The following is a 21,186-nucleotide window of genomic DNA, read 5'->3' as shown; positions in this document are numbered from 1 at the left end:
CAGCCTTCCGAGCACTATCTCTGAAACCTCAGCCTGCGCTGAACCTCAGCGCTTGCGCTTGGACTTCGGAGCTCGGCTGCTCTTCGACTGCGTCCGCGCTGCTTCACGACGTTCGCGACGCGAGGCTGCCCCGTCACCGGAGTCGGCGGCCGAGTCGCGGGTTGCCTTTGCCTTGCCGTCCTCGTCCGGGCCGGTATACGTCAATCGTGACGGACCTTCGTCGTCAAGTCCCTTGGCGCGCAACGCCGTCGGGGCAGCAGTCCCGGTTGTCCTGGCCGCGGCTTCCTGCGTCGGGAGCGGCTTGGGCGCCGTGGCAGAAGCCGCAGCAGCCGAGCCCGCGGTGACGGAAATTCCGCTCGCGGGTTGCGCCGGAGCTGCCTCGACCTGCAGGTTGAAGAGGAATCCGACGGACTCTTCCTTCAGACCGTCGAGCATGCCGATGAACATGTCGTAGCCCTCGCGCTGGTACTCGACCAGTGGGTCACGCTGGGCCATCGCACGCAGGCCGATTCCCTCCTTGAGGTAATCCATCTCGTAGAGATGTTCACGCCACTTGCGGTCCAGGACCGAGAGGAAGACACGACGTTCGAGTTCACGCATACCGTTTTCGCCGGCGATCGCGTCGATCTCGGCTTCGCGCTTCTTGTACGCCGCGTGGGCGTCTTCGAGCAACGCGGTGCGCAGGTCGTCACGGCTCAGGTCGCTGTTTATGCCTGCACCGTCCTCCCCCGCCAACGCCTTGTGATCGATGCCGACCGGGTACAGCGTTTTGAGCGCCGTCCACAGCTGCTCGAGATCCCAGTCCTCGACATAGCCCTCCGCGGTGGCGCCGTCGACGTAGGCGGTGACCACGTCGGTGATCATCTGCTCGACCTGGCCCTCCATGTCCTCACCCTCGAGGATCTGGCGGCGCTCCTTGTAGATGACCGTTCGCTGCTGGTTCATGACCTCGTCGTACTTGAGGACATTTTTGCGAATTTCGAAGTTCTGCTGCTCGACCTGGGTCTGAGCGCTTTTGATGGCCTTCGAGACCATCTTGGCTTCGATCGGGACGTCGTCAGGCAGGTTGAGGCGCGTCATGATCGACTCGAGTGCCGAACCGTTGAAGCGGCGCATGAGCTCGTCACCGAGCGAAAGGTAGAACCGCGATTCGCCGGGATCACCCTGACGTCCGGAACGACCACGCAACTGGTTGTCGATACGACGCGATTCGTGACGCTCGGTGCCCAGGACGTACAGGCCACCGGCATCGCGGACCTTCTCCGCGTCTTCCTTCACTTCAGCCTTGACCTCGTCGAGGACTGCGTCCCAGGCCGCCTCGTACTCGTCCGGCGTCGTAACCGGGTCGAGGCCCTTCTTGCGCAGCGCGATGTCCGCGATGATGTCCGGGTTACCACCGAGCACGACGTCGGTACCGCGGCCGGCCATGTTGGTCGCGACGGTGACCGCACCGGAGCGACCGGCTTCGGCGATGATGGTCGCTTCCTTCTCGTGGAACTTCGCGTTGAGGACGTTGTGTGCAACGCCACGTTTGGTGAACTGCTTGGACAGGTACTCCGAGCGCTCGACGCTGGTGGTACCGATCAGGACGGGCTGGCCGTTCTCGTGACGCTCGACGACGTCGTCGACCACGGCATCGAACTTGGCTTCCTCGGTCTTGTAGATGAGGTCGCCGTTGTCGACTCGGACCATCGGACGGTTGGTCGGGATCGGGATCACGCCGAGGGTGTAGGTCTGGTGAAGCTCGGCAGCTTCCGTCTCGGCGGTACCCGTCATTCCCGACAACTTGTCGTACAGACGGAAGTAGTTCTGCAGGGTGATGGTGGCGAGGGTCTGATTCTCCGCCTTGATCTCCACCTTCTCCTTGGCCTCGATCGCCTGGTGCATGCCCTCGTTGTAGCGGCGGCCGACCAGCACGCGGCCGGTGAACTCGTCGACGATGATGACCTCGCCGTCGCGGACGATGTAGTCCTTGTCCTTGGTGTAGAGCTCTTTGGCCTTGATCGCGTTGTTGAGGTAGCTCACCAGCGGCGAATTCGCGGCTTCGTACAGGTTGTCGATACCGAGCTGGTCCTCGACCAGTTCGACGCCCGCCTCGTGCACGCCGATGGTGCGCTTGCGGATGTCGACCTCGTAGTGAACGTCCTTCTTCAGCAGCGGCGCGATGCGGGCGAACTCGCTGTACCACTTGCTGGAGCCGTCAGCCGGGCCCGAGATGATGAGCGGGGTTCGAGCTTCGTCGATGAGAATCGAGTCGACCTCGTCCACGATGGCGAATGCGTGGCCACGCTGGACCAGGTCGTCCAACGAATGCGTCATGTTGTCGCGCAGGTAATCGAAGCCGAACTCGTTGTTGGTGCCGTAGGTGATGTCCGCTGCGTAAGCGACGCGGCGCTCGGCCGGCGTCATGCCCGAGAGGATCACGCTGGTCTCGAGGTCGAGGGCGCGGTGAACGCGGCCCATCCACTCGGAGTCGCGCTTGGCGAGGTAGTCGTTGGTCGTGACGACGTGAACGCCGTCGCCGGCGATCGCGTTGAGGTAAGCCGGAAGAACCGACGTCAGGGTCTTGCCCTCACCGGTCTTCATCTCGGCGACGTTGCCGAAGTGCAGGGCCGCGCCACCCATGATCTGCACGTGGAAGTGCTTCTGATTGATCACGCGCCATGATGTCTCACGGGCCACGGAGAATGCCTCGGGCAGCAACTCGTCGAGAGTTTCCCCGGCGGCGTAGCGCTCACGGAACTCGGCGGTCTTGGCTTTGAGTTGCTCGTCTGTCAGGCCTTCGACATCGGGCGACAGAGATTCGACATGCTCGGCGATGTGCTTGAGCCGCTTGACCATGCGACCTTCACCAACACGGAGCAGCTTCGATAGCGACAGCGACGGCACAGTCTTCTTCGTCCTCAATCTTCGGCGACAGGGGGTCACACACTGAAAATCCGGCCGGGGTCCGAAAACTCCGGCCGGATTCCATGGTAGGCGCTACCGGCGGCGAGCGAGCAAACCCACCACCGATTGGGTCATGTCAGGCGGATCAATCCGTAGTCGAAAGCGTGACGACGGTAGACGACGGACGGCTTGTCCGACTCCTTGTCATGGAAGAGAAAGAAGTCGTGTCCGACCAGTTCCATCTCGTAGAGAGCGTCGTCGATGGTCATCGGCTCGGCCGGGTGATCCTTCGTGCGGACCACGCGTCCCGGGCCGTCGTACTCGTCCGGCTCTTGACCGTTCAGCGAGATGTCCGGTGTGACTCCGAGTGAGTCTGCGTCGACGAGAGAGGCGGTTGCCTCCGCGACGGACACCGGTCGCTTGTCACCGTAATGGACCTTCTTGCGGTCCTTGGTTCGACGGAGGCGACTCTCGAGCTTGTCGATCACCGATTCGAAGGCGGCGTAGAAGCTGTCTGCGGACGCTTCGGCTCGGGCCACCGGGCCTTTACCTCGAGCGGTGATCTCGACGCGCTGGCAACTCTTGGCCTGTCGTCGGTTGCGTTCATGTTGGAGTTCCACGTCGAAGTGGAATATGGAGGGGTCGAAGTGTTCGAGTCGCGCCAGCTTTTCCGAAACGTAGATTCGGAAGTGATCGGGGATCTCGACATTTCGTCCCTTGACTACGACGTCGGATCTCGGAGCTGCGGCATTCTCGGAACGCTCGATGGTGGCGTCCTCGATGAAAAACGAGGCTTGCGAAGGGGTCGTCACTCGTACCTCCCAATTACGGCCCCGCCCCACGGTGGGCGGCGGCAAATTCTGCAAGTACCGAGAGGGGATCCGCCCGGCACCAGTATCGAAGTACCACCTCCTACCAGTATTTTCGGGTGTGCCGCCGACGCTAGTACGTAACGCGCGCGAGTGCCACTGTTCCAACGAAATTCATCTAAGCCCCTGCAAGTACGAGCACGACAGTTGTCCGAATCCCACTGAGCGAGAGAGCCCGAACCGACTCTGCCGCAGTTGCTCCCGTCGTCAGGACGTCGTCGAGCAGGACGATGTCGCCGTCCCCCACAATGGAAGAGATCGCAGTGGTGTCGAGAGACACATGACCGTTCACATTGGTCACCCGGTCGGCCGCGGACAGTCCGACCGAGTCACGTACGCCCCGCGTCATCCGGAGAATCGGACAGACTCGTATCGGACGACCCTCGACAGAACCGGTTTCCCGCACTTCGACTCTCTGCTTCTCGCGCACACTCTCGGCTATCCGGCGAACCGGATCACCCCCTCGAGATCGCGCCGCCCGGGCGCGCGTGGGAGCCGGAACCAGAAAGATCGGTGCCCGATTCCCGCAACCGAGCTCGCCCCACCGTTCCAGCATGGCCAATGCACCGGCCACAGCTGTCCCCAGAGGCATCGTGAGGTCCCGGCGACCGCGTTCCTTCATCTCGATCACACTGCGACGCCTGGGGCCGTCGTAGCGGCCGAGCGCCCACACCGGCACGCCCGGATCTACGCGCGGACTCAGTTGAACCGGATGGTCGCGCAGCAGTTCCGCGCACTCACGACACCACAGAGTCCCCGTGCGGCCACACCCACCACACTCGCGTGGCAACAACAGATCGAGCAGACCGGCACCGAATTTCTTGTCCCCCATGGCCGAATCATGAATGAGAGTACCGACATGAACGAGAACATCGACATGTCAGCCAGGTAGAACCGGAATCGCTTTCTGCCCGGTCAGCACTGTCACTTCACGCCAACGACGATCGCCGGCGGGATCGTTGTTGTTCAGTTGGAACACCGCACGCGCGTCGGCGACGTACTCGGTGGTCGGCGACGCATCCACGGAGGTGACGGGAGCGGTCAGGTTTCCACTCGGTAGCGCGTCCATTCGGGAACCGTCGATCGCGACCTGGACGACCGGTATGTCGGCTCCACTACGCGCGATCACGATGGTGTCGCTGTTGCTCCAGTCGAGCGAGAGTGCCGTACTGCCCAAGCCCGAGGCCACCGCGCGCGGACTCGTCAGGGCGTAGACCCCGCTGGCTGTGCGCACGACCACGGCCAGGTAGACCTTGCCGTCGATGATCATCGCGGCTCGCACGCCGTCGCGAGAGAGACGCAGTTCCGAGATCGTGGAACCGACCGACGTCAGGGCCCCGACGTCGACATTGGTGACCGACACTCGACCCGTCCCGGGTTCACGGACGACCCGAACGACGGTATTACCGTTCACCGCCGCCCAGACCGCGTTGTTGTCCAGCTCCCACGACGGTCGAGTGATGGCGCTGCCTTCGAGTACCGGAACGGCACCTTCGCCGTATGTCCCGAGTGAGAGTGCAAACCTTGTGCCTGGATCGGGACGAGCGGTGTCCGAGACGGCTGCGACCAGCTTCCCGTCGCGGGAGAGTGCAGCCGCCGTGAGGTTGCTCGCGTTGCCCGCGAAGCCGGGCACCGGAGCCGCCTCCTGCTCGGTGACGCTCACCAGTGAGCCGTTGCGCAAGGCGTGCAGTCCGACGGTCGCACTCGTGGTGGCCAGCGGATTGGTGGATGCAACGTCAGCGGTGGTCCAGCCGTCCGCATGAGCGGCGTCCAGCGGTTCGCCGTCGATCTGCAGAACGTACGGTCCCGCGACGTCTGCATTGGCCAGCGTCCAAATGACCTGCGCTGCAAACAAACCGCGAGTCGCAGCATCCATCGGGTTGTCGAGGCGGAAGTTGATGCGCACGCCACCGAGACCGACACCGACCTGTCCAGGCTTGCCGTCGGCCTTGGTGATCGGACCGATCACCGACACACCATTGCCGAGTTCGTTTCGTACAGCCGGCGCGAGCGCTGCCTTCGGTCCGTCGATCATCAGACCGATCAACTGAGCCGCCACCTGGTCCTGCCCACCGGAGATCCAGCGAAGATCGGGGACAACCGTCTGACTCGTCGGGTCGAGGAAGAACAACGATTTCCGCTGATAGGCGCCGAGGAACTGGGGGCGCTCCATGATCACACCAGGAGGCAGGTCACTGATCCGCCATTCGCCGTCGGTCAACGTCAGCGTCATCTTCGCTTCGAAGCTGCCCTCTTCGGGGACGTACAGCCCGCCCGGGTCGAGGCGACCGACTTTGTTCACACGAATCGTGTACACCGCTTCGGAACTGGTTCGCGAAGCCGACAGGGTGTCGATCTTGTCGACGATGACTGCACTGGCAGCATCGTCCCAGCGCGCCGACGCGTCCTTGGTGAGGTACTGACGTGCTGCGGCATGCCGGTTGGACGGATCGGTACTCGCCTTGACGAAGTCGCGTACCAGTAGGTCCGGCTCTCGCCCCGAGGCCGGCGATTCGACCGACGTTCCGGGCACGGCTGTTGCCAGAGTTCCGATTGCCTGCGGTGACGAGGACTCCGGCAAACTCGCGCACGCACCGGTCAGCAACAGCACACTGAGCGTTGTTGCAAGAAGTCCCAGACGACGGCGGTTTCCGATCATGATCGATCCCCACCGTTGGACTCGTTCCGTGAGTCCGGATCGCGCGGAATCGGCAGGGATGACGTGACCTCGCCGACGGTATCGGCGACGATGTCGGCTTCGCTCGGCGACCGCACGAATTTGGTGGTTGTGGGCTTGAGCGGCAACGGACTCGACACGACTTTCTTGCCGCGGGTACGCGAGAGCGTCAGCCGGAAGCAGGCGCCAACTCCCGGTTCGCCCCAGGCCTCGAGCTTGCCGTCGTGCAGATTCGCGTCCTCGACGCTGATCGCGAGGCCGAGTCCCGTGCCACCGCTGCGGCGTACGCGGGACGGGTCCGAGCGCCAGAACCGGTTGAAGACCAATTTCTCCTCGCCGGGCCGCAACCCCACGCCGCTGTCGCGGACGATGAAGGCGAGGGCATGCTCGTCAGCGCGAAGGCGAAGCAGAATCGGCTTCCCCTCACCGTGGTCGATGGCGTTGGCCAGGAGATTTCGCAGGATGCGCTCAACGCGGCGTGGGTCCACATCTGCCATGACCGGCTCGTCGGGCATGTCCACGATCAGTTCGGTGCCGGATTCGCGGGCGAGATGGCGAACCGTGGAGACCGCCGCTCGCGCACACATCCGCACGTCGAGCTGTTCGGACGCCAGTTCTGCGACACCGGCGTCGTGACGAGAAATCTCGAGGAGGTCCGCCAGGAGCCCTTCGAACCTATCCAGTTCGGCGACAAGCAGTTCCGAAGACCGGCGCAGCATCGGGTCGAGGTTCTCACTACCGTCGTAAATCAGGTCAGCGGCCATTCGGACCGTGGTCAGCGGTGTGCGGAGTTCATGGCTGACATCGGACGTGAAGCGTTTCTGGAGACTGCCGAACTCCTCGAGCTGGGTGATCTGTTTGGACAGACTCTCGGCCATCTCGTTGAAGGACATGGCCAGACGCGCCATGTCGTCCTCACCGCGGACCGGCATTCGCTCCTTGAGTCGGCCGTCTGCGAAACGCACCGCGATTCGTGAGGCCGATCGAATGGGAAGCACGACCTGCCTGGCAACCAACAGCGAAATCGCCGCGAGGAGCACAAGCAGGACTGCTCCACCGATCAGCAGGGTGCTTCGAACAAGCGACAGGCTCCGGTCTTCGCTGGCGAGCGGGAAGATCAGGTACAGCTCGAGACCCGAGATCGACGACGCGGTGGGGCTGCCGATGATCAGCGCGGGACCGGAGTAACCGTTCGGGTTGGACACCGTCGCGAATTGGTAGCTGATCTGGCCTCGCTTGACGAACTCGCGAAGGTTGTCCGGGATCTGCTCGACCGGCCCCGAACTGGTCGGCTGGCGCGGCCCGTCCCCTGGCACGATCAGCACCGGGTCGAAGGTGCCCGCAGACCCGGAAGCTTGGCCCGAGGTCTGGTTTCGACGGCTCGTCAGTCCGGACGCAGCGCTTTCCAATTGAATGTTGAGCGCCGTCGAATCGTCGACGCCCGCGAGTTGGTCTTCGACGATGCCACGGGCACGGTCCATTTCCTCGGTCGCCGCGGTGATCTTCGTTTCCAGCAGGCGATCGGTGATCTGGCTGGTGAGCACGACACCGAGAATGACGATGACGATCAGGGACAACGTCAATGTCGAGACGACCACTCGCAACTGGAGCGAGCGTCGCCACGTGTGCGCGAGGGTGTTGCTCATCGAGTGACACCACCGCAGAAATGGCGTCAACCGTCGGTTGAGACGACGACGCCATCTGGAAACTCCGCTCACGGCGGTCCGGCCTTGTAGCCGACCCCCCTGACCGTCAGAACCACTTCGGGATTCTCGGGATCAGTTTCGACCTTGGCGCGCAAACGCTGAACGTGCACGTTCACCAGACGGGTGTCGGCGGCGTGGCGGTATCCCCACACCTGCTCGAGAAGGACTTCACGGGTGAACACCTGGCGCGGCTTGCGCGCCAATGCGACCAGCAGGTCGAATTCAAGTGGTGTGAGCGAGATCTGCTCGCTGCCTCGGCTGACCTTGTGTGCCGGAACGTCGATCACGATGTCGGCAATGCTCAGCAGCTCGGCCGGCTCCTCTTCGGTGCGGCGCAGGCGAGCGCGCACCCGCGCCACCAACTCCTTCGGCTTGAACGGCTTCATGATGTAGTCGTCCGCACCGGATTCGAGGCCGAGCACGACGTCGACGGTGTCGGTCTTGGCCGTCAGCATCACAATGGGCACACCGGAATCCGCACGCAGAACCCGGCATACGTCGATCCCGTTCATTCCGGGAAGCATGAGATCGAGCAGGACGAGATCGGGGCGAGTCTCACGCACTGCCGCGAGCGCCAGGGTTCCGTCGCCTACCACGTAGGGATCGAAACCCTCACCACGCAGCACGATCGTGAGCATCTCGGCGAGTGCCGTGTCGTCGTCGACAACCAGAATCCTTGGTTTCATATCCCTATCGTTGCATCTCGGAGCGATGAATCAGACCGTTACGAGGCCGTGCGGCGTGCCGCGTCTTTCCCTCTACTGTGCCGGAAAGTTCGAATCCCGGCTGCAAGCGTGACCGATCACGCGAATTCCGCGAGCCTGCGCGCCAGGTCGGCCGGCTCCGTCTCGGGCCCCACGATCCACCAGGGTGAGACCCAGTCCGTCGCTGCCAACTGGGTGTACAGCTCACCGGTTCGGGCCTGCAGGCCGCCGTCACGCTCGTAGGCGTCGAGCTGACGCGACGCGTCCTCGGCCTCACGTGAGCGGGCGCGCTGCTCGGCGAGCGCCACCGGTACGTCGAGGTACAACTGCAGATCGGGAGAGGGAAGAGCGAGTCGGCCCAACTCCAACTCACGGACCCAAGCGACCATCTCGCCGTCCACGCCCTGATGCACTCGCGCCGCGTTGTAGGCAGCGTTGGACGCCACGTAGCGATCGAGCAGAACAATGTCGTTGGCGGACAACAGTTCCGAGATCTGATCCGCTGCACCGGCGCGGTCCAAGGCGAACAGAACTGCCATCGCGTTCACGGACTCAGCCAGGTCTCCGTGTGAACCTTTGAGCGCCTCGGCAGCCAGATCCGCGTGGATCGACTTTCCGTACCGCGGAAAATCCAGAGTCGCGATCGACGTGCCGCCGCGGCGGAGTTCACCCTCCACCTTGCCGATCAACGTCCGCTTTCCAGCTCCGTCGAGGCCTTCCAATGCCACCAGTGTTCCCACGGCGGACAAGCCTATCCCCCGGCCTGCTTACGCAGACCGGGGGACGGCGGGCACTACATCCTCAGCGATGAATCACCGGGTCAGTAGCGGTAGTGCTCCGGCTTGTACGGGCCTTCGACGTCGACGCCGATGTACTCTGCCTGATCCTTGGTGAGCTTGGTCAGCGTGCCACCGAGTGCCTCGACGTGGATCTTGGCGACCTTCTCGTCGAGGTGCTTGGGGAGGCGGTAGACCTCGTTGTCGTACTCCTCCGGCTTGGTCCACAGTTCGATCTGCGCGATGACCTGGTTGGAGAAGCTGTTGCTCATCACGAACGACGGGTGGCCCGTCGCGTTGCCGAGGTTGAGCAGGCGACCTTCGGACAGCACGATGATCGAGTGGCCGTCGGCGAACGTGAACTCGTCGACCTGCGGCTTGATGTTGATCCGCGTGACGTCGCCGGACTTCTCGAGGCCGGCCATGTCGATCTCGTTGTCGAAGTGACCGATGTTGCCCAGGATGGCCTGGTGCTTCATGGCCTTCATGTGCTCGAACGTGATGATGTCCTTGTTACCGGTGGACGTGATAACGATGTCGGCCCAGCCGATGGCCTGCTCGACCGTCTTGACCTCGAAGCCGTCCATGAGCGCCTGCAGAGCGTTGATCGGATCGACCTCGGTGACCGCGACGCGAGCGCCCTGGCCGCGAAGCGCTTCGGCGCACCCCTTGCCGACGTCGCCGTAACCGCAGACGAGTGCAGCCTTGCCGCCGATCAGAACATCGGTGCCGCGGTTGATTCCGTCGAGCAACGAGTGACGTGTGCCGTACTTGTTGTCGAACTTGCTCTTGGTGACCGAGTCGTTGACGTTGATCGCGGGGAACGTGAGCTCACCGGCAGCGGCAACCTGGTACAGACGCAGAACACCGGTGGTGGTCTCCTCGGTGACACCCTGGACGGACTCGGCGATAGCGCTCCACTTGCCCTTGTCCGCCTCCAGCGACTGACGCAGCAGCGCGAGGAAGACCTTGTGCTCGTCCGAATCCTGGTCTTCGTCCGTCGGCGGAACGACGCCGGCCTTCTCGAACTGCGCACCCTTGAGCACCAGCATGGTGGCGTCGCCACCATCGTCGAGAATCATGTTGGCGGGCTCGCCCGGCCAGGTCAGCATCTGCTCTGCCGCCCACCAGTACTCCTCGAGCGTTTCACCCTTCCAGGCGAAAACCGGAACGCCCTTGGGCTCTTCCGGGGTGCCGTGCGGACCGACGACGATAGCTGCAGCAGCGTGGTCCTGGGTCGAGAAGATGTTGCACGACGCCCAGCGAACTTCGGCGCCGAGTGCCGTCAACGTCTCGATGAGAACTGCGGTCTGAATGGTCATGTGGAGCGATCCGGAAACGCGAGCGCCCTTGAGCGGCAACACCTCTGCGTATTCGCGGCGCAGCGCCATGAGGCCGGGCATCTCGTGCTCGGCCAGACGGATTTCCTTGCGGCCGAACTCTGCGAGCGAAAGGTCTGCAACTTTGAAGTCGATGCCGTTACGGCTCTCGGCCACGGGCGTTGTTGAAACTGAGGTCGTCATCTGCCTCTCCTGGTTGACGTGCATACTCTGCACAAGCCTATCGGTGCACAAGGCTATCGGTTAGACGCCCTCTCCCGCCCGGCCCGCGCGCGCCACATCGATGAACGGTCCGAGCAAAGTACCCAGATCCTCCGCCACCGAAGCCCCGGACTCCGGCGGCATCGAAATGTAGCTCAGCCCGAGGCGCGCAATTGCCCTCGCAAGGATCCCGGCATCAGCAGGTGACGCCTGTATCCACCCTCGCTGGAAACTCTCCGCGAGGCTCGACGACGCCCGTTCGATGATGACCGCACTGTCGGTGGTGATCAGGCGAAGCAGGTCCGGCTTGGCCTCTCCGGTGAGCAGCGAGATCACCAGCGGGTCGGTGGCACTGGAGGCGAAAAACGAGCCGAAGCCCGCCATCAATGCCTCGACTGCACGCCCCTCGTGCGCCACCATGGCCTCGTCCACCGCGTCGACGAAGCCGTCGGCGAGGCGAAGCGCGTACGCCTCGGCGAGCCCTTGCCTCGAACCGAACTCGTTGTAGAGCGTCTGACGGCTCACACCTGCATGCTTGGCCAGAACCGTCAAGGTCACCTCGGACCAGTCGCGTTCGGTCAACAATTCACGCATCGAATCGAGCACCGAGGTACGCAGCAGCAGTCGCGACGCTTCTTTCTGCGGCAGGCGGGTGGGCGTCGAAGTCATGGTGACGACATTACCGCCGCACCTAGGTCCGTTCGACGCCGACGCATCTCACTGTCGCTCGACCTCCACCATGAAGAAGTCGCACTTCGCCGCCCCACAGTCGGGGCAACTCCAGTCTTCGGGAATGTCGTCCCAGCGAGTCCCCGGTTCGATACCGTCCTCCGGCCAGCCGAGCGCCTCGTCGTACTCGAACCCGCACTGCGCGCACTGATACAGCTTGTAGTCGTTCATGATTCACTCCCCCGCCGTTGCCGGCATCGGATCGAAGTCCAGCTTTTCCCTCACGCCACAGTCCGGGCAGCACCAGTCGTCCGGAACGGCATCCCACGGTGTTCCCGCCGGAAACCCTTCTCGTGGTGCACCCTTCGACTCGTCGTAGACGTATTCACACACCGGGCATCGGTAGCTGCTCATCACGCTGCTCCGTGTCGAGCGAGGATGCGATCACGCTTGGACGGCTGCACGTTGACTCGGGTGATGTCTCCGCCGTAATGGGCAAGAACTTTGGGGTCCATGACTTTTCGCCACAACGGCGGAACGTAGGCGAGCATGATCATGCTCGCGTACCCACTGGGCAGGTTCGGTGCACCGTCCATGCTTCGTAGCGTCTGATATCGACGCGTCGGGTTGGCGTGATGGTCGCTGTGACGCTGGAGGTGATACAGGAAAATGTTGGTGCAGATGTGATCGCTGTTCCAACTGTGCTCCGGTGCAGCACGCTCGTACCGCCCACTGTCCAAACGACGACGCTTCAGTCCGTAGTGCTCGAGGTAGTTGACCGTTTCGAGCAGGCAGAACCCGAACACGGCCTGCAGCACCAGGAACGGCAGCACCGAAAGCCCGAAGACGGCGACGAGGACACCGAAGAGCACAACAGACATCAACCACGAATGCAGGACGTCATTGCGAATTGTCCACGGCTTCTTACCCAGTCGATCCAGTCTGGCTTTCTCCAGGGACCACGACGAGCGCAGAGATCCCCACACGCTGCGCGGCAGGAAGGTCCAGAAGCTCTCACCGAAACGAGACGACGCCGGATCCTCGGGCGTGGCGACACGTACATGGTGCCCGCGATTGTGCTCGATGTAGAAGTGGCCGTAAAACGACTGTGCCAGAGTGATCTTCGACAACCATCGCTCCAGATCGTCCTTCTTGTGACCGAGTTCGTGCGCTGTGTTGATCCCGATTCCCGCGACGCAGCCGATACTGATCGCCAAACCGATCTTGGAGATCAGCCCCAGGCCTCCGTCTATCCCGAGCCACGACAGGTCGGTCGCCGACCAGAGATAGCAGGCCAGGACCAGGCTGGCCAACTGGAACGGTATGTAGATGTACGTGCAGTACCGGTAGTACTTGTCGTTCTCGAGACGCTCCATCACCTCGTCCGGTGGATTCTCGCCGTCCGGGCCGAAAAAGATGTCGAGGATCGGGAGCAGGACGTAGACGAGCAGCGGCCCGATCCACCACCAGACCGGTGCGACCGCATTCCATCCGAGACTGTTGAACAACGCGACCAATCCGACGGCGATGAAAACCGCCGTCGGCGGCACCAGGCCGAGCAGCCAGAGATACCTCTTCTTGTCACGCCACTGCTCCGGTGGGAGCGTCTGTCCGGTCTGCGAGTTCACGTGCGTCGACACGGTCTGCCTCCTCGATTCGGACCGACTCGGCAACTGTGAGTCAGTTCACTACGAGGTAGACAGTACTATTTGATTTGTACAAGCGATAGACAAATCACAACCTTTGTACAATCACTCGATTTCGCCGCGTTCACGTTTTCCGATCAACGAATGCTGTCTGCTGTAGGCGAAGTAAATGACAACACCGAGGGCCATCCAGACCACGAACCTCATCCAGGTCTCCACCGACAGGTTGAACATCAACCAGAGACACGCGAGGACAGCCAGGATCGGGACCAGCGGGACCAGCGGGACCCTGAAACCGCGGGGTAGGTCCGGCCGCGTCCGACGAAGCACGAGAACCCCCAACGACACGAGAACAAACGCGAAGAGCGTGCCGATGTTGACCATTTCCTCGAGGGTGCCGATCGGAAACACTCCGGCGAGCAGCGCGACCACAAAACCGACCAAGACTGTGATCCGCACCGGCGTTCCGTGCTTGCCGGTCGGCGCCAGGCGTCGCGGCATCAGGCCGTCGCGTGCCATCGCGAAGAGCACCCTGGTCTGACCGAGCATCAGCACCATCACCACTGTCGTGAGACCGGCCAACGCGCCGAACGAGATGACGTTTTTCGCCCACGTGATGTCGTGGAAGGCGAATGCCGTTGCCAGGTTGGAGGTATCGCCCTCGAGTTCGGTGTACTTCACCATCCCGGTCAACACGAGTGTCACCGCCACGTACAGAACCGTCACGATCAGGAGAGAGCCCAGGATGCCGCGTGGCAACGCCTTCTGCGGCTCCTTCGCCTCCTCCGCCGTCGTGGCGACGACGTCGAAGCCGATGAACGCGAAGAACACCAGACTGGCCGCCGCGAGCAATCCGTACCACCCGAACGTGCTGCCACCGGCCCCCGTCACGAACGAGAACAAAGACTGGTGGATGCCCTCCCCGGACGATCCCGGTTCAGACGGCGGAATGTACGGCGAGTAGTTGTCGGTGTCGATGTAGAAGAGACCGACGATGATCACCAGCAACACCACCGCGACCTTGATCGCCGTGATCACCAGCGAAACCCTCGACGAGAGTTTTGTACCGGTCGCGAGCAACACCGTGATGACCACGATCACCAGCACCGCTCCCCAGTCGAACGAGATCGGCCCCAATTCGACGATCGGACTGCGTGAGCCCATCACTTCGCCGAGGTACAGCGACCAGCCTTTTGCGACCACCGAAGACGCCAAGGCGAATTCGAGGATGAGATCCCAGCCGATGATCCACGCGACGAATTCGCCGAATGTCGCGTACGAGAAAGTGTAGGCGCTACCGGCCACCGGCACCGTCGATGCAAACTCGGCGTAACACAGAGCTGCAAGTCCGCAGGCGATGGCGGCAATGACAAACGCCAGGGAGACCGACGGCCCCGCGACATTTCCCGCCGTCCGAGCCGTGAGTGTGAAGATGCCCGCGCCGATGACCACCGCGACACCGAACACGGTGAGATCCCACGAGTTCAGTTCTTTCCGGAGTTTGGTTTCCGGTTCGTCCGTGTCCTTGATGGATTGCTCGATCGATTTCGTCCGAAACAGCTTCGACCGTCCAGATCCGGCCTGCTCGTCCTTGACAGCCATTGCCGCCTCCTTGCTGAGGACCAGCCGGTCCCACTATGGGCAAGTAGAGAGATGGCATCAGCCTAAGCCCGCGGGCACGGCTTTGTTCAGGCTTTGTCGGGAGCCTGTAGATCTGTTTCAAGGCGATCTGTCCCAGGTCGATCTGCCCCAGGTCGATCTGCCCTGAGACGATCCAGGTCCGGCTCGAGGTAGATCACCCGTGCCGCAGGTACGGCAGCGCGCACGCGGGACTCGGCCTCGTCGATCGCCGTCGCCACATCCGAGATCGTCGATCCGATCGGCACCGCAACCTTGGCAGCAACAAGAATCTCATCGGGACCGAGGTACTGCGTCTTGCAATGAATGACGCGTTCGATACGCGTTCCGTCGACCAAAGCGTTCAGTATCAGTTCGGTCTCCACCGACGTTGCGCCCTCGCCGATCAGCAGCGACTGCATTTCGATGATCAGAATGATCGCGATGATCCCGAGCAGGACACCGATGCACAGAGTTCCGATGCCGTCGAAGACCGGATTTCCGGTCACCATCGTGAGGCCGACGCCGCCGAGTGCAAGTACCAGACCGATCAATGCGCCGGTGTCCTCGAGCAGCACAACCGGAAGTTCCGGGCTACGAGAAGTTCGGATGAAGTTCCACCACGACGCGTTCCCCTTGAGCGGTCGTGATTCCTTCGCTGCGGTCCGGAAGCTGTAGCCCTCCAGACAAATCGCGACGACAAGGATCGCGATTGCCACGAAGGCCGAATTGAGTTCTTCCGGATGCTGAATTTTGTGAATACCTTCGTAGATCGCGAACAGCGAGCCGAGGGTGAAGAGCACAAGTGCGACGACAAACGAATAGAAATATCGGTTGCGTCCGTAGCCGAACGGGTGCAGTTGATCCGCCTCACGTTCTGCCTTCTTCTGCCCCAGGAGCAGCAACCCTTGATTGGACGTGTCGGCCACCGAGTGCACCGACTCGGCGAGCATCGACGACGATCCTGTGATCAAGAATCCGGCGAACTTCGCTACGGCAATTCCGGCATTGGCTCCGAGAGCCGCCAGAATTGCCTTCTTGCCGCCATGAGCCGACACAATGTCTCCTACTTGCCGACTACTGCGTTGCCGACTACTGCACTGAACACCTGGGCAGTCGGAGTCCGTGCGCTCAGGTGTATCGCGGGCTCGTCGGCCGCGATCCACGCCGCTCGGCCCCGATCGAGGTCGAGAGTGTCGGCGCCGCACGTCGCAGTGACCGCGCCGCCGGTGCAGATCAGGATCCGCGGGCCTGAAGAGTCGACCACGAGGTCGGTGGAATTCGAGTCGAACTCCAGACGCGTCAAACGAAATTCGGGTGCGGGCGTGGCGTACTCGTACCGACCTGATCCTGACTGACCTGATCCTGATGACTGGGCCGGATCGAGCACTTCGATATCTGCCCCGACGAAATCCAGAACCCTCAACAGTTCGGGCACGTCGACGTGTTTGGGCGTCAGTCCGCCGCGCAACACGTTGTCGGAGTTGGCCATGATCTCCACCGCAAGTCCATGGAGATACGCGTGGAGATTGCCGGCCGCGAGGAACAGTCCCTGTCCAGGTTCGAGTGTGACGCGGTTGAGCAGCAGTGCCGCCAGTACGCCTGCGTCGCCGGGGTACGCCTCGCTCAATTCCAACGCGGTGCGGATCTCGGTCACGAATTCGGCGTCGTGATGCGAGACGTAGGTGATGCACCCGGCGAGTACGGCAGGGAGCAACGTCCCTAGCGCCGTGGACGGCAGCGTGATCCACGTCGTGAACAACGCCCGGAGTCCGTCGGAATCGGGTTGGCCTTCGAGCAGACCGATGTACGGTTCCAATTCGTCGACGGCCAGAGCGCGCAGCAGTTTGACAGTGCGCGTCGGCTCACGGAATCCGGCAAGAGCTTCGAATCTGCTCAGCGCGACGACGAGCTCGGGCTTGTGACTGCCGTCCTTGTAGTTGCGAATCGGCGATTCCATGGGAACGCCGAGAGCGTTCTCACGACGAAAGCCCTCGTCGGCTTGAACAGCACTGGGATGTGCCTGAAGCGACAGCGGTTCTTCCGCCGCAAGTAGCTTGAGCAGGAACGGGAGTCGCTCACCGAAAGCCTCGAGGTTCTCGCGCCCGAGTTCACGCTCGGGTTCGCGGTGCAGGACCTCGAGCAACGACTCGCTTCCGGATTCGGTGATCACGCGCGCCGGGTCACCCGGATGCGCGCCCAACCACAACTCCGCTTCGGGATGATTCGACGGGGTCGCGAGGCCGCGCAGTTCGGCAATTGCCGTTCGCGAACCCCACGCGTAAGAACGAAGTGCACCTTCGAGTTCACGCACTTACTTCGCACCACCCGTCAACTGCACGTACGCCGCAGCCATGTCCACTCGAGACGCCAACACGAACACCTGCTCCATCTCCGATATCACCACGTTGGTCTGGTCTTCGTCTGCCGCCACCACCAGATCCGCGTCGGCCAGTGCGTCCAGCCGCCGTCTCGCCTCCCCGCGCGTGGATTCGGTCGCGAAAATGAACGCCCGCGCCGGCGGGGTCGGCAGTGCCCCGTCCAGTTGGGGATCGTGAAAGAACGGGTCGTGGAAAACCGAATCCCGCGAAGCTGCGTCCGGCGCGAAAAGCGCTCGTGCCGAACGGATCACCTCCGACATCTCGGCGGCAGCGGCGTTAAGGCCGGAACTCATCAGTGAAACACTCGCGAACTCTGCGAGTGCTGTTGTCACGGAACCACTTCCACACAGAACGACCCGTCGCCCGCTCATTCTGGTGGCCAACGACTTGGCCGGGTTGTGGAACACCTCGTTGGCCGGCCCGTCCCGCAGCGCCTCCGCATCAACTGCGTCGGCGATTCGATCGAGCACCGCCGAACGGTCCTCGATCGATCCCTTGCCCTCGATTTCGGCGGCAACCGCGAGGAAAACGGCGAGGAACCGTGTCATCGTGTGCCTCGGCGAGGCGTAGAGCCGCGGCGGCAATGGCATGGTGCGCCCGGCCGCCACGGCCCGCATGGGCCCCTCGTCCGGAACGGCGACAACAACTTCGGCGCCACGGCGAACGGCACTGTCGACGGATTCGACCAGTCGTGGATCACCAGCATCGTCACCGGCGACGACGATCACGTCCAACGGTCCGGCCCACGACGGCGTCCGGTCGAGCACGAGGAGCGGACACCCGATCGAATCTCCGACGAGAGCAAGCGCGATCCTGGCTCCGTGTCGAGCGCCACCGGCGCCGGCGATGAGCACGACGCTGCGCGGACGCAGACCGGCCAGCCGAGAGATCACACCCTCGCCGACGGCCGACGCGGTGGCTCGAATCTGTGCACCCCCCATGGCTACAGATCGCAGTAGCCCCTCCGAATCGGCAGCCGACAAACCCTCGCTGTCGTCGAGGTCGAGAAGCGGCATCGGCGCTGTCATGTCACCGCACCCCCTTCTCCGTTAGCAGTTCCCGCACCCTCCAGCATTCCAGCTCTACGCGGTCCGTGGTGGCAAAGCCTTCGTTCCCGAGGCCGTCGTTCCCGAAATAGTCCCCCAACTATCCCAGGCACTCGGCTCACCGACAAACCGATCAGACTCGGATTCAAGCCCGGACGATCGCCAGAATTTCGTTCACCAATGCGTCGACATCGGCGGACGTGGGCGCTTCGACGTTGAGTCGCAGCAAGGGTTCGGTGTTGGACGCGCGCAGGTTGAACCAGGCATTTCCCTCGAGACTGACCGTGACACCGTCGAGGCGATCCACCGACTCGGTGCGGTCCGCGAATGCTGCCAGTACGGCGGCCGTGCGATCGGCTGCGTCCGCCACCGTGGAGTTGACCTCGCCCGAGGCCGCGTAGCGCGTGTACTCCGCCATCAACTCGGAGAGCGGACGGTCCTGCTCGCCCAATGCTGCAAGTACGTGCAACGCCGCGAGCATGCCTGAGTCGGCGCCCCAGAAGTCGCGGAAGTAGTAGTGAGCGGAGTGCTCGCCGCCGAAGACGGCACCGGTCTCGGCCATCTCCTGCTTGATGAACGAGTGGCCGACACGGGTACGAATCGCGACGCCGCCGAGTTCTTCGACCAGTTCGGGCACTGCCCGTGACGTGATCAAGTTGTGGATGATCGACGCGCCCGGTTCCTTCGCGAGTTCGCGCTTCGCGACAAGTGCCGTCACCGCGGACGGCGACACGGGGTCACCCTTCTCGTCTACGACGAAGCAACGGTCCGCGTCACCGTCGAACGCCAAGCCGATGTCTGCTCCTGTTTCACGCACGTATGCCTGCAGGTCGACGAGGTTGGCCGGATCGAGCGGATTGGCTTCGTGGTTGGGGAAAGTGCCGTCGAGCTCGAAAAACAGCGGCAGGACCTCGAGGGGCATCGGCCCGAATACGGCCGGCGAGGTGTGGCCGCCCATGCCGTTGCCTGCGTCGACTGCGACCTTCAGCGGACGCAACGCAGCGAGGTCGACCAATCCGCGTAGGTAGCTCGCGTATTCCTCGAGGACGTCCTTGGTGCTGGCGGTGCCTGCCGGCCCGTCGTACGCGGGAACACCCGAGACGACCTCGGCGGAGATGATTGCGAGACCGGTGTCCTGACCAACCGGCTTGGCGCCGGCCCGGCACATCTTGATGCCGTTGTACTTGGCCGGATTGTGGCTCGCCGTGAACATCGCGCCCGGGCAGTTCAGCAAACCGGATGCAAAGTAGAGCTCGTCCGTCGACGCCAATCCGATGTAGACGACGTCGAGTCCTTGAGCGAGCACGCCGTCACCGAAAGCCGAAGACAGTGTGGGCGACGATGCACGCATGTCGTAGCCGATCACAACCGTCGTGGCGGCGCCGGCCTCGTCGCGGACCAGACGGGCGAACGACGCACCGACGTCGCGGACAAAATCTTCGTCGATCTGCTCACCGACCACGCCGCGCACGTCGTACGCCTTGATGATTGCAGCAACCGACTCGGCTGTTCGCCCCACTGAAAACTCTCCTTGTGCATGCACCCTCACAGACGGGAACATCCGGGCGCGTAGCGTCCGGAGGTTCGCAGTACTCGGGTGTGGAAGTACTCGGTCGAGCCTAGCGTCTGCGGCGACGAATCTCGCGTCAGTTGGACGGGTCGGGCAGAACGCGGAGGTGTCCACGACGCCCTGTACGGGCAGTACTCGGAGCTGCGGGACGTATGTCCTCATCTGCATCGACGTTGGACTTGCTGCGATCTCCGAGACCGGCTTCACGGACAGCTTCAGCCAAAGCGGTCAGATCGTCTTCGTCGGGAGTGCTCGACGCGAATCCGCCTTCGTGGCGGACGAGTTCCCAGCCCTTCGGGGCGGTGATTCGCGAGCCGTGCGTGTCACACAAATCCCACGAATGGGGCTCGGCGACGGTTGCCAGCGGCCCGACAACCGCAGTGGAGTCCGAGTAGACATACGTAAGCGTCGCGACGGCGGGGTTCTTGCACCCGGGGCGGCAGCAGCGACGCAGAGATCTCACAGGTACGGAGCCTAGCCCTCCCCACGTCCGGAACCTACTCGGACACACCGAGCAGTTTCTTCTGTCGTAATCTTCACGGCATGCCACACGCTCGCCGCCGACGCTCGGTCACCACTCGTTCCATCGAGCGACACGGCCGTGGCCTGCGCGGACCGCTACTCCCCCCGGAGGTGCCCGCCAGGCGTACCCGGGCCGAGAAGTTCGATCTCCTGGTGCTCGACGCCTTCTCGCCCGTCGACCTCGCGTGGCACGACCGGTTGACGAAACTCGACATCGCAGTGGACGAAGTTCCGAAGATTCACGCGCACGATCCGGAGTCCGTGACGTGGCCACCCGAGGTCATCGCAGACGGCCCGGTCCCACTGTCACGCCTGATTCCGGCCGGAATCGACCGTCACGGAAATACGACACGCGCAAGAATTGTGCTGTTTCGCCGCCCACTGGAGCAGCGCGCGAAGGATCCGGAAGAACTCACGGATCTGGTGCACGACGTGTTGGTCCATCAAGTCGGCACGTATCTCGGCGTCGACCCACAGGTGATCGACCCCACACTGCCTGACGAGGACTGAAATTGCCCGACGAGGACTGACGCACTGTCAGACGAAAAAAACTGATGCCACACGAAGATGTAA

Annotated in this window: 19 protein-coding genes; 1 reads left to right on the top strand and 18 read right to left on the bottom strand. The window is 62.9% G+C overall.

All coding sequences use genetic code 11. From position 1 onward, the window contains the following. Nucleotides 1–45: 45 nt before the first annotated feature. The 18 genes from secA to QM716_RS07385 form a co-directional block, all read right to left on the bottom strand. On the bottom strand, nucleotides 46–2,889 hold the full coding sequence (secA, locus tag QM716_RS07470; RefSeq protein WP_283303575.1) for a preprotein translocase subunit SecA: 2,844 nt from the start codon (nucleotides 2,887–2,889) through the stop codon (nucleotides 46–48). Between the two features lie 131 nt (nucleotides 2,890–3,020). Continuing rightward, nucleotides 3,021–3,701: a ribosome hibernation-promoting factor, HPF/YfiA family gene (gene hpf / locus QM716_RS07465; RefSeq protein WP_003940893.1), complete on the bottom strand. Its 681-nt coding sequence runs from the start codon at nucleotides 3,699–3,701 to the stop codon at nucleotides 3,021–3,023. A 175-nt stretch (nucleotides 3,702–3,876) separates the two neighbouring features. Continuing rightward, nucleotides 3,877–4,590: a ComF family protein gene (locus QM716_RS07460; RefSeq protein ID WP_283303574.1), complete on the bottom strand. Its 714-nt coding sequence runs from the start codon at nucleotides 4,588–4,590 to the stop codon at nucleotides 3,877–3,879. Nucleotides 4,591–4,638: 48 nt separating this feature from the next. Next, complete coding sequence (gene lpqB / locus QM716_RS07455) at nucleotides 4,639–6,417, bottom strand: MtrAB system accessory lipoprotein LpqB (RefSeq protein WP_283303573.1); 1,779 nt, start codon at nucleotides 6,415–6,417, stop codon at nucleotides 4,639–4,641. Next, nucleotides 6,414–8,153 carry an MtrAB system histidine kinase MtrB gene (mtrB, locus tag QM716_RS07450; protein WP_283303572.1) on the bottom strand — a complete coding sequence of 580 codons (1,740 nt, stop codon included), beginning with the start codon at nucleotides 8,151–8,153 and terminating at the stop codon, nucleotides 6,414–6,416. The genes lpqB and mtrB overlap by 4 nt, the downstream gene beginning before the upstream one ends. After that, nucleotides 8,150–8,827: an MtrAB system response regulator MtrA gene (mtrA, locus tag QM716_RS07445; RefSeq protein WP_003941013.1), complete on the bottom strand. Its 678-nt coding sequence runs from the start codon at nucleotides 8,825–8,827 to the stop codon at nucleotides 8,150–8,152. Before mtrA ends, mtrB begins: the two co-directional genes overlap by 4 nt. Before the next feature lie 116 nt (nucleotides 8,828–8,943). Next, nucleotides 8,944–9,585 carry a dTMP kinase gene (locus QM716_RS07440; RefSeq protein WP_283303571.1) on the bottom strand — a complete coding sequence of 214 codons (642 nt, stop codon included), beginning with the start codon at nucleotides 9,583–9,585 and terminating at the stop codon, nucleotides 8,944–8,946. A gap of 80 nt (nucleotides 9,586–9,665) precedes the next feature. After that, on the bottom strand, nucleotides 9,666–11,144 hold the full coding sequence (ahcY, locus tag QM716_RS07435) for an adenosylhomocysteinase (RefSeq protein WP_283303570.1): 1,479 nt from the start codon (nucleotides 11,142–11,144) through the stop codon (nucleotides 9,666–9,668). Nucleotides 11,145–11,204: 60 nt separating this feature from the next. Next, on the bottom strand, nucleotides 11,205–11,831 hold the full coding sequence (locus tag QM716_RS07430; protein ID WP_283303569.1) for a TetR/AcrR family transcriptional regulator: 627 nt from the start codon (nucleotides 11,829–11,831) through the stop codon (nucleotides 11,205–11,207). A 48-nt stretch (nucleotides 11,832–11,879) separates the two neighbouring features. Next, entirely contained in the window at nucleotides 11,880–12,062 is a 183-nt protein-coding gene (locus tag QM716_RS07425) for a rubredoxin (protein WP_283303568.1), read from the bottom strand. 3 nt (nucleotides 12,063–12,065) lie between these two features. Then, complete coding sequence (locus QM716_RS07420) at nucleotides 12,066–12,245, bottom strand: rubredoxin (protein WP_283303567.1); 180 nt, start codon at nucleotides 12,243–12,245, stop codon at nucleotides 12,066–12,068. Next, a complete protein-coding gene (locus QM716_RS07415; RefSeq protein WP_283303566.1) occupies nucleotides 12,245–13,471 on the bottom strand; it encodes an alkane 1-monooxygenase in 1,227 nt (408 codons plus the stop codon). Before QM716_RS07415 ends, QM716_RS07420 begins: the two co-directional genes overlap by 1 nt. Nucleotides 13,472–13,582: 111 nt before the next feature. Beyond that, nucleotides 13,583–15,079 carry an amino acid permease gene (locus QM716_RS07410; RefSeq protein WP_283303565.1) on the bottom strand — a complete coding sequence of 499 codons (1,497 nt, stop codon included), beginning with the start codon at nucleotides 15,077–15,079 and terminating at the stop codon, nucleotides 13,583–13,585. 86 nt (nucleotides 15,080–15,165) lie between these two features. Continuing rightward, nucleotides 15,166–16,152 carry a cation diffusion facilitator family transporter gene (locus tag QM716_RS07405; RefSeq protein WP_283303564.1) on the bottom strand — a complete coding sequence of 329 codons (987 nt, stop codon included), beginning with the start codon at nucleotides 16,150–16,152 and terminating at the stop codon, nucleotides 15,166–15,168. A gap of 8 nt (nucleotides 16,153–16,160) precedes the next feature. Next, a complete protein-coding gene (gene manA, locus QM716_RS07400) occupies nucleotides 16,161–17,408 on the bottom strand; it encodes a mannose-6-phosphate isomerase, class I (protein ID WP_283303563.1) in 1,248 nt (415 codons plus the stop codon). Beyond that, nucleotides 17,409–18,503 (bottom strand): tobH protein, encoded by a 1,095-nt coding sequence (locus tag QM716_RS07395; RefSeq protein WP_283303562.1) that lies wholly within the window; start codon nucleotides 18,501–18,503, stop codon nucleotides 17,409–17,411. A gap of 163 nt (nucleotides 18,504–18,666) precedes the next feature. Continuing rightward, nucleotides 18,667–20,040, bottom strand: a complete 1,374-nt coding sequence (locus QM716_RS07390; protein WP_283303561.1) for a phosphomannomutase/phosphoglucomutase — start codon at nucleotides 20,038–20,040, stop codon at nucleotides 18,667–18,669. A 127-nt stretch (nucleotides 20,041–20,167) separates the two neighbouring features. Next, nucleotides 20,168–20,554, bottom strand: coding sequence for a DUF3499 domain-containing protein (locus tag QM716_RS07385; protein ID WP_007731177.1), 387 nt, complete (start codon nucleotides 20,552–20,554; stop codon nucleotides 20,168–20,170). Between the two features lie 80 nt (nucleotides 20,555–20,634). Between QM716_RS07385 and QM716_RS07380 the strand changes: the two genes are divergently transcribed. After that, a complete protein-coding gene (locus QM716_RS07380) occupies nucleotides 20,635–21,123 on the top strand; it encodes a metallopeptidase family protein (RefSeq protein ID WP_283303560.1) in 489 nt (162 codons plus the stop codon). Nucleotides 21,124–21,186 lie beyond the last annotated feature (63 nt).

The sequence above is a fragment of the Rhodococcus sp. IEGM 1409 genome, from assembly GCF_030056735.1.
Lineage (GTDB): Bacteria > Actinomycetota > Actinomycetes > Mycobacteriales > Mycobacteriaceae > Rhodococcus_F.
The sequence above is the reverse complement of the archived record's forward strand: the minus strand, read 5'-3'. Positions and strand labels throughout refer to the sequence as shown.

Excerpts from the sequence above, each read along its gene's own strand:
- QM716_RS07380 (WP_283303560.1), top strand. The coding sequence starts at position 20,635 with ATGCCACACGCTCGCCGCCGACGCTCGGTCACCACTCGTTCCATCGAG.
- QM716_RS07395 (WP_283303562.1), bottom strand. The coding sequence starts at position 18,503 with ATGACAGCGCCGATGCCGCTTCTCGACCTCGACGACAGCGAGGGTTTG.
- lpqB (WP_283303573.1), bottom strand. The coding sequence starts at position 6,417 with ATGATCGGAAACCGCCGTCGTCTGGGACTTCTTGCAACAACGCTCAGT.
- mtrA (WP_003941013.1), bottom strand. The coding sequence starts at position 8,827 with ATGAAACCAAGGATTCTGGTTGTCGACGACGACACGGCACTCGCCGAG.
- QM716_RS07420 (WP_283303567.1), bottom strand. The coding sequence starts at position 12,245 with ATGAGCAGCTACCGATGCCCGGTGTGTGAATACGTCTACGACGAGTCG.
- QM716_RS07425 (WP_283303568.1), bottom strand. The coding sequence starts at position 12,062 with ATGAACGACTACAAGCTGTATCAGTGCGCGCAGTGCGGGTTCGAGTAC.
- ahcY (WP_283303570.1), bottom strand. The coding sequence starts at position 11,144 with ATGACGACCTCAGTTTCAACAACGCCCGTGGCCGAGAGCCGTAACGGC.
- QM716_RS07410 (WP_283303565.1), bottom strand. The coding sequence starts at position 15,079 with ATGGCTGTCAAGGACGAGCAGGCCGGATCTGGACGGTCGAAGCTGTTT.
- QM716_RS07460 (WP_283303574.1), bottom strand. The coding sequence starts at position 4,590 with ATGGGGGACAAGAAATTCGGTGCCGGTCTGCTCGATCTGTTGTTGCCA.
- QM716_RS07430 (WP_283303569.1), bottom strand. The coding sequence starts at position 11,831 with ATGACTTCGACGCCCACCCGCCTGCCGCAGAAAGAAGCGTCGCGACTG.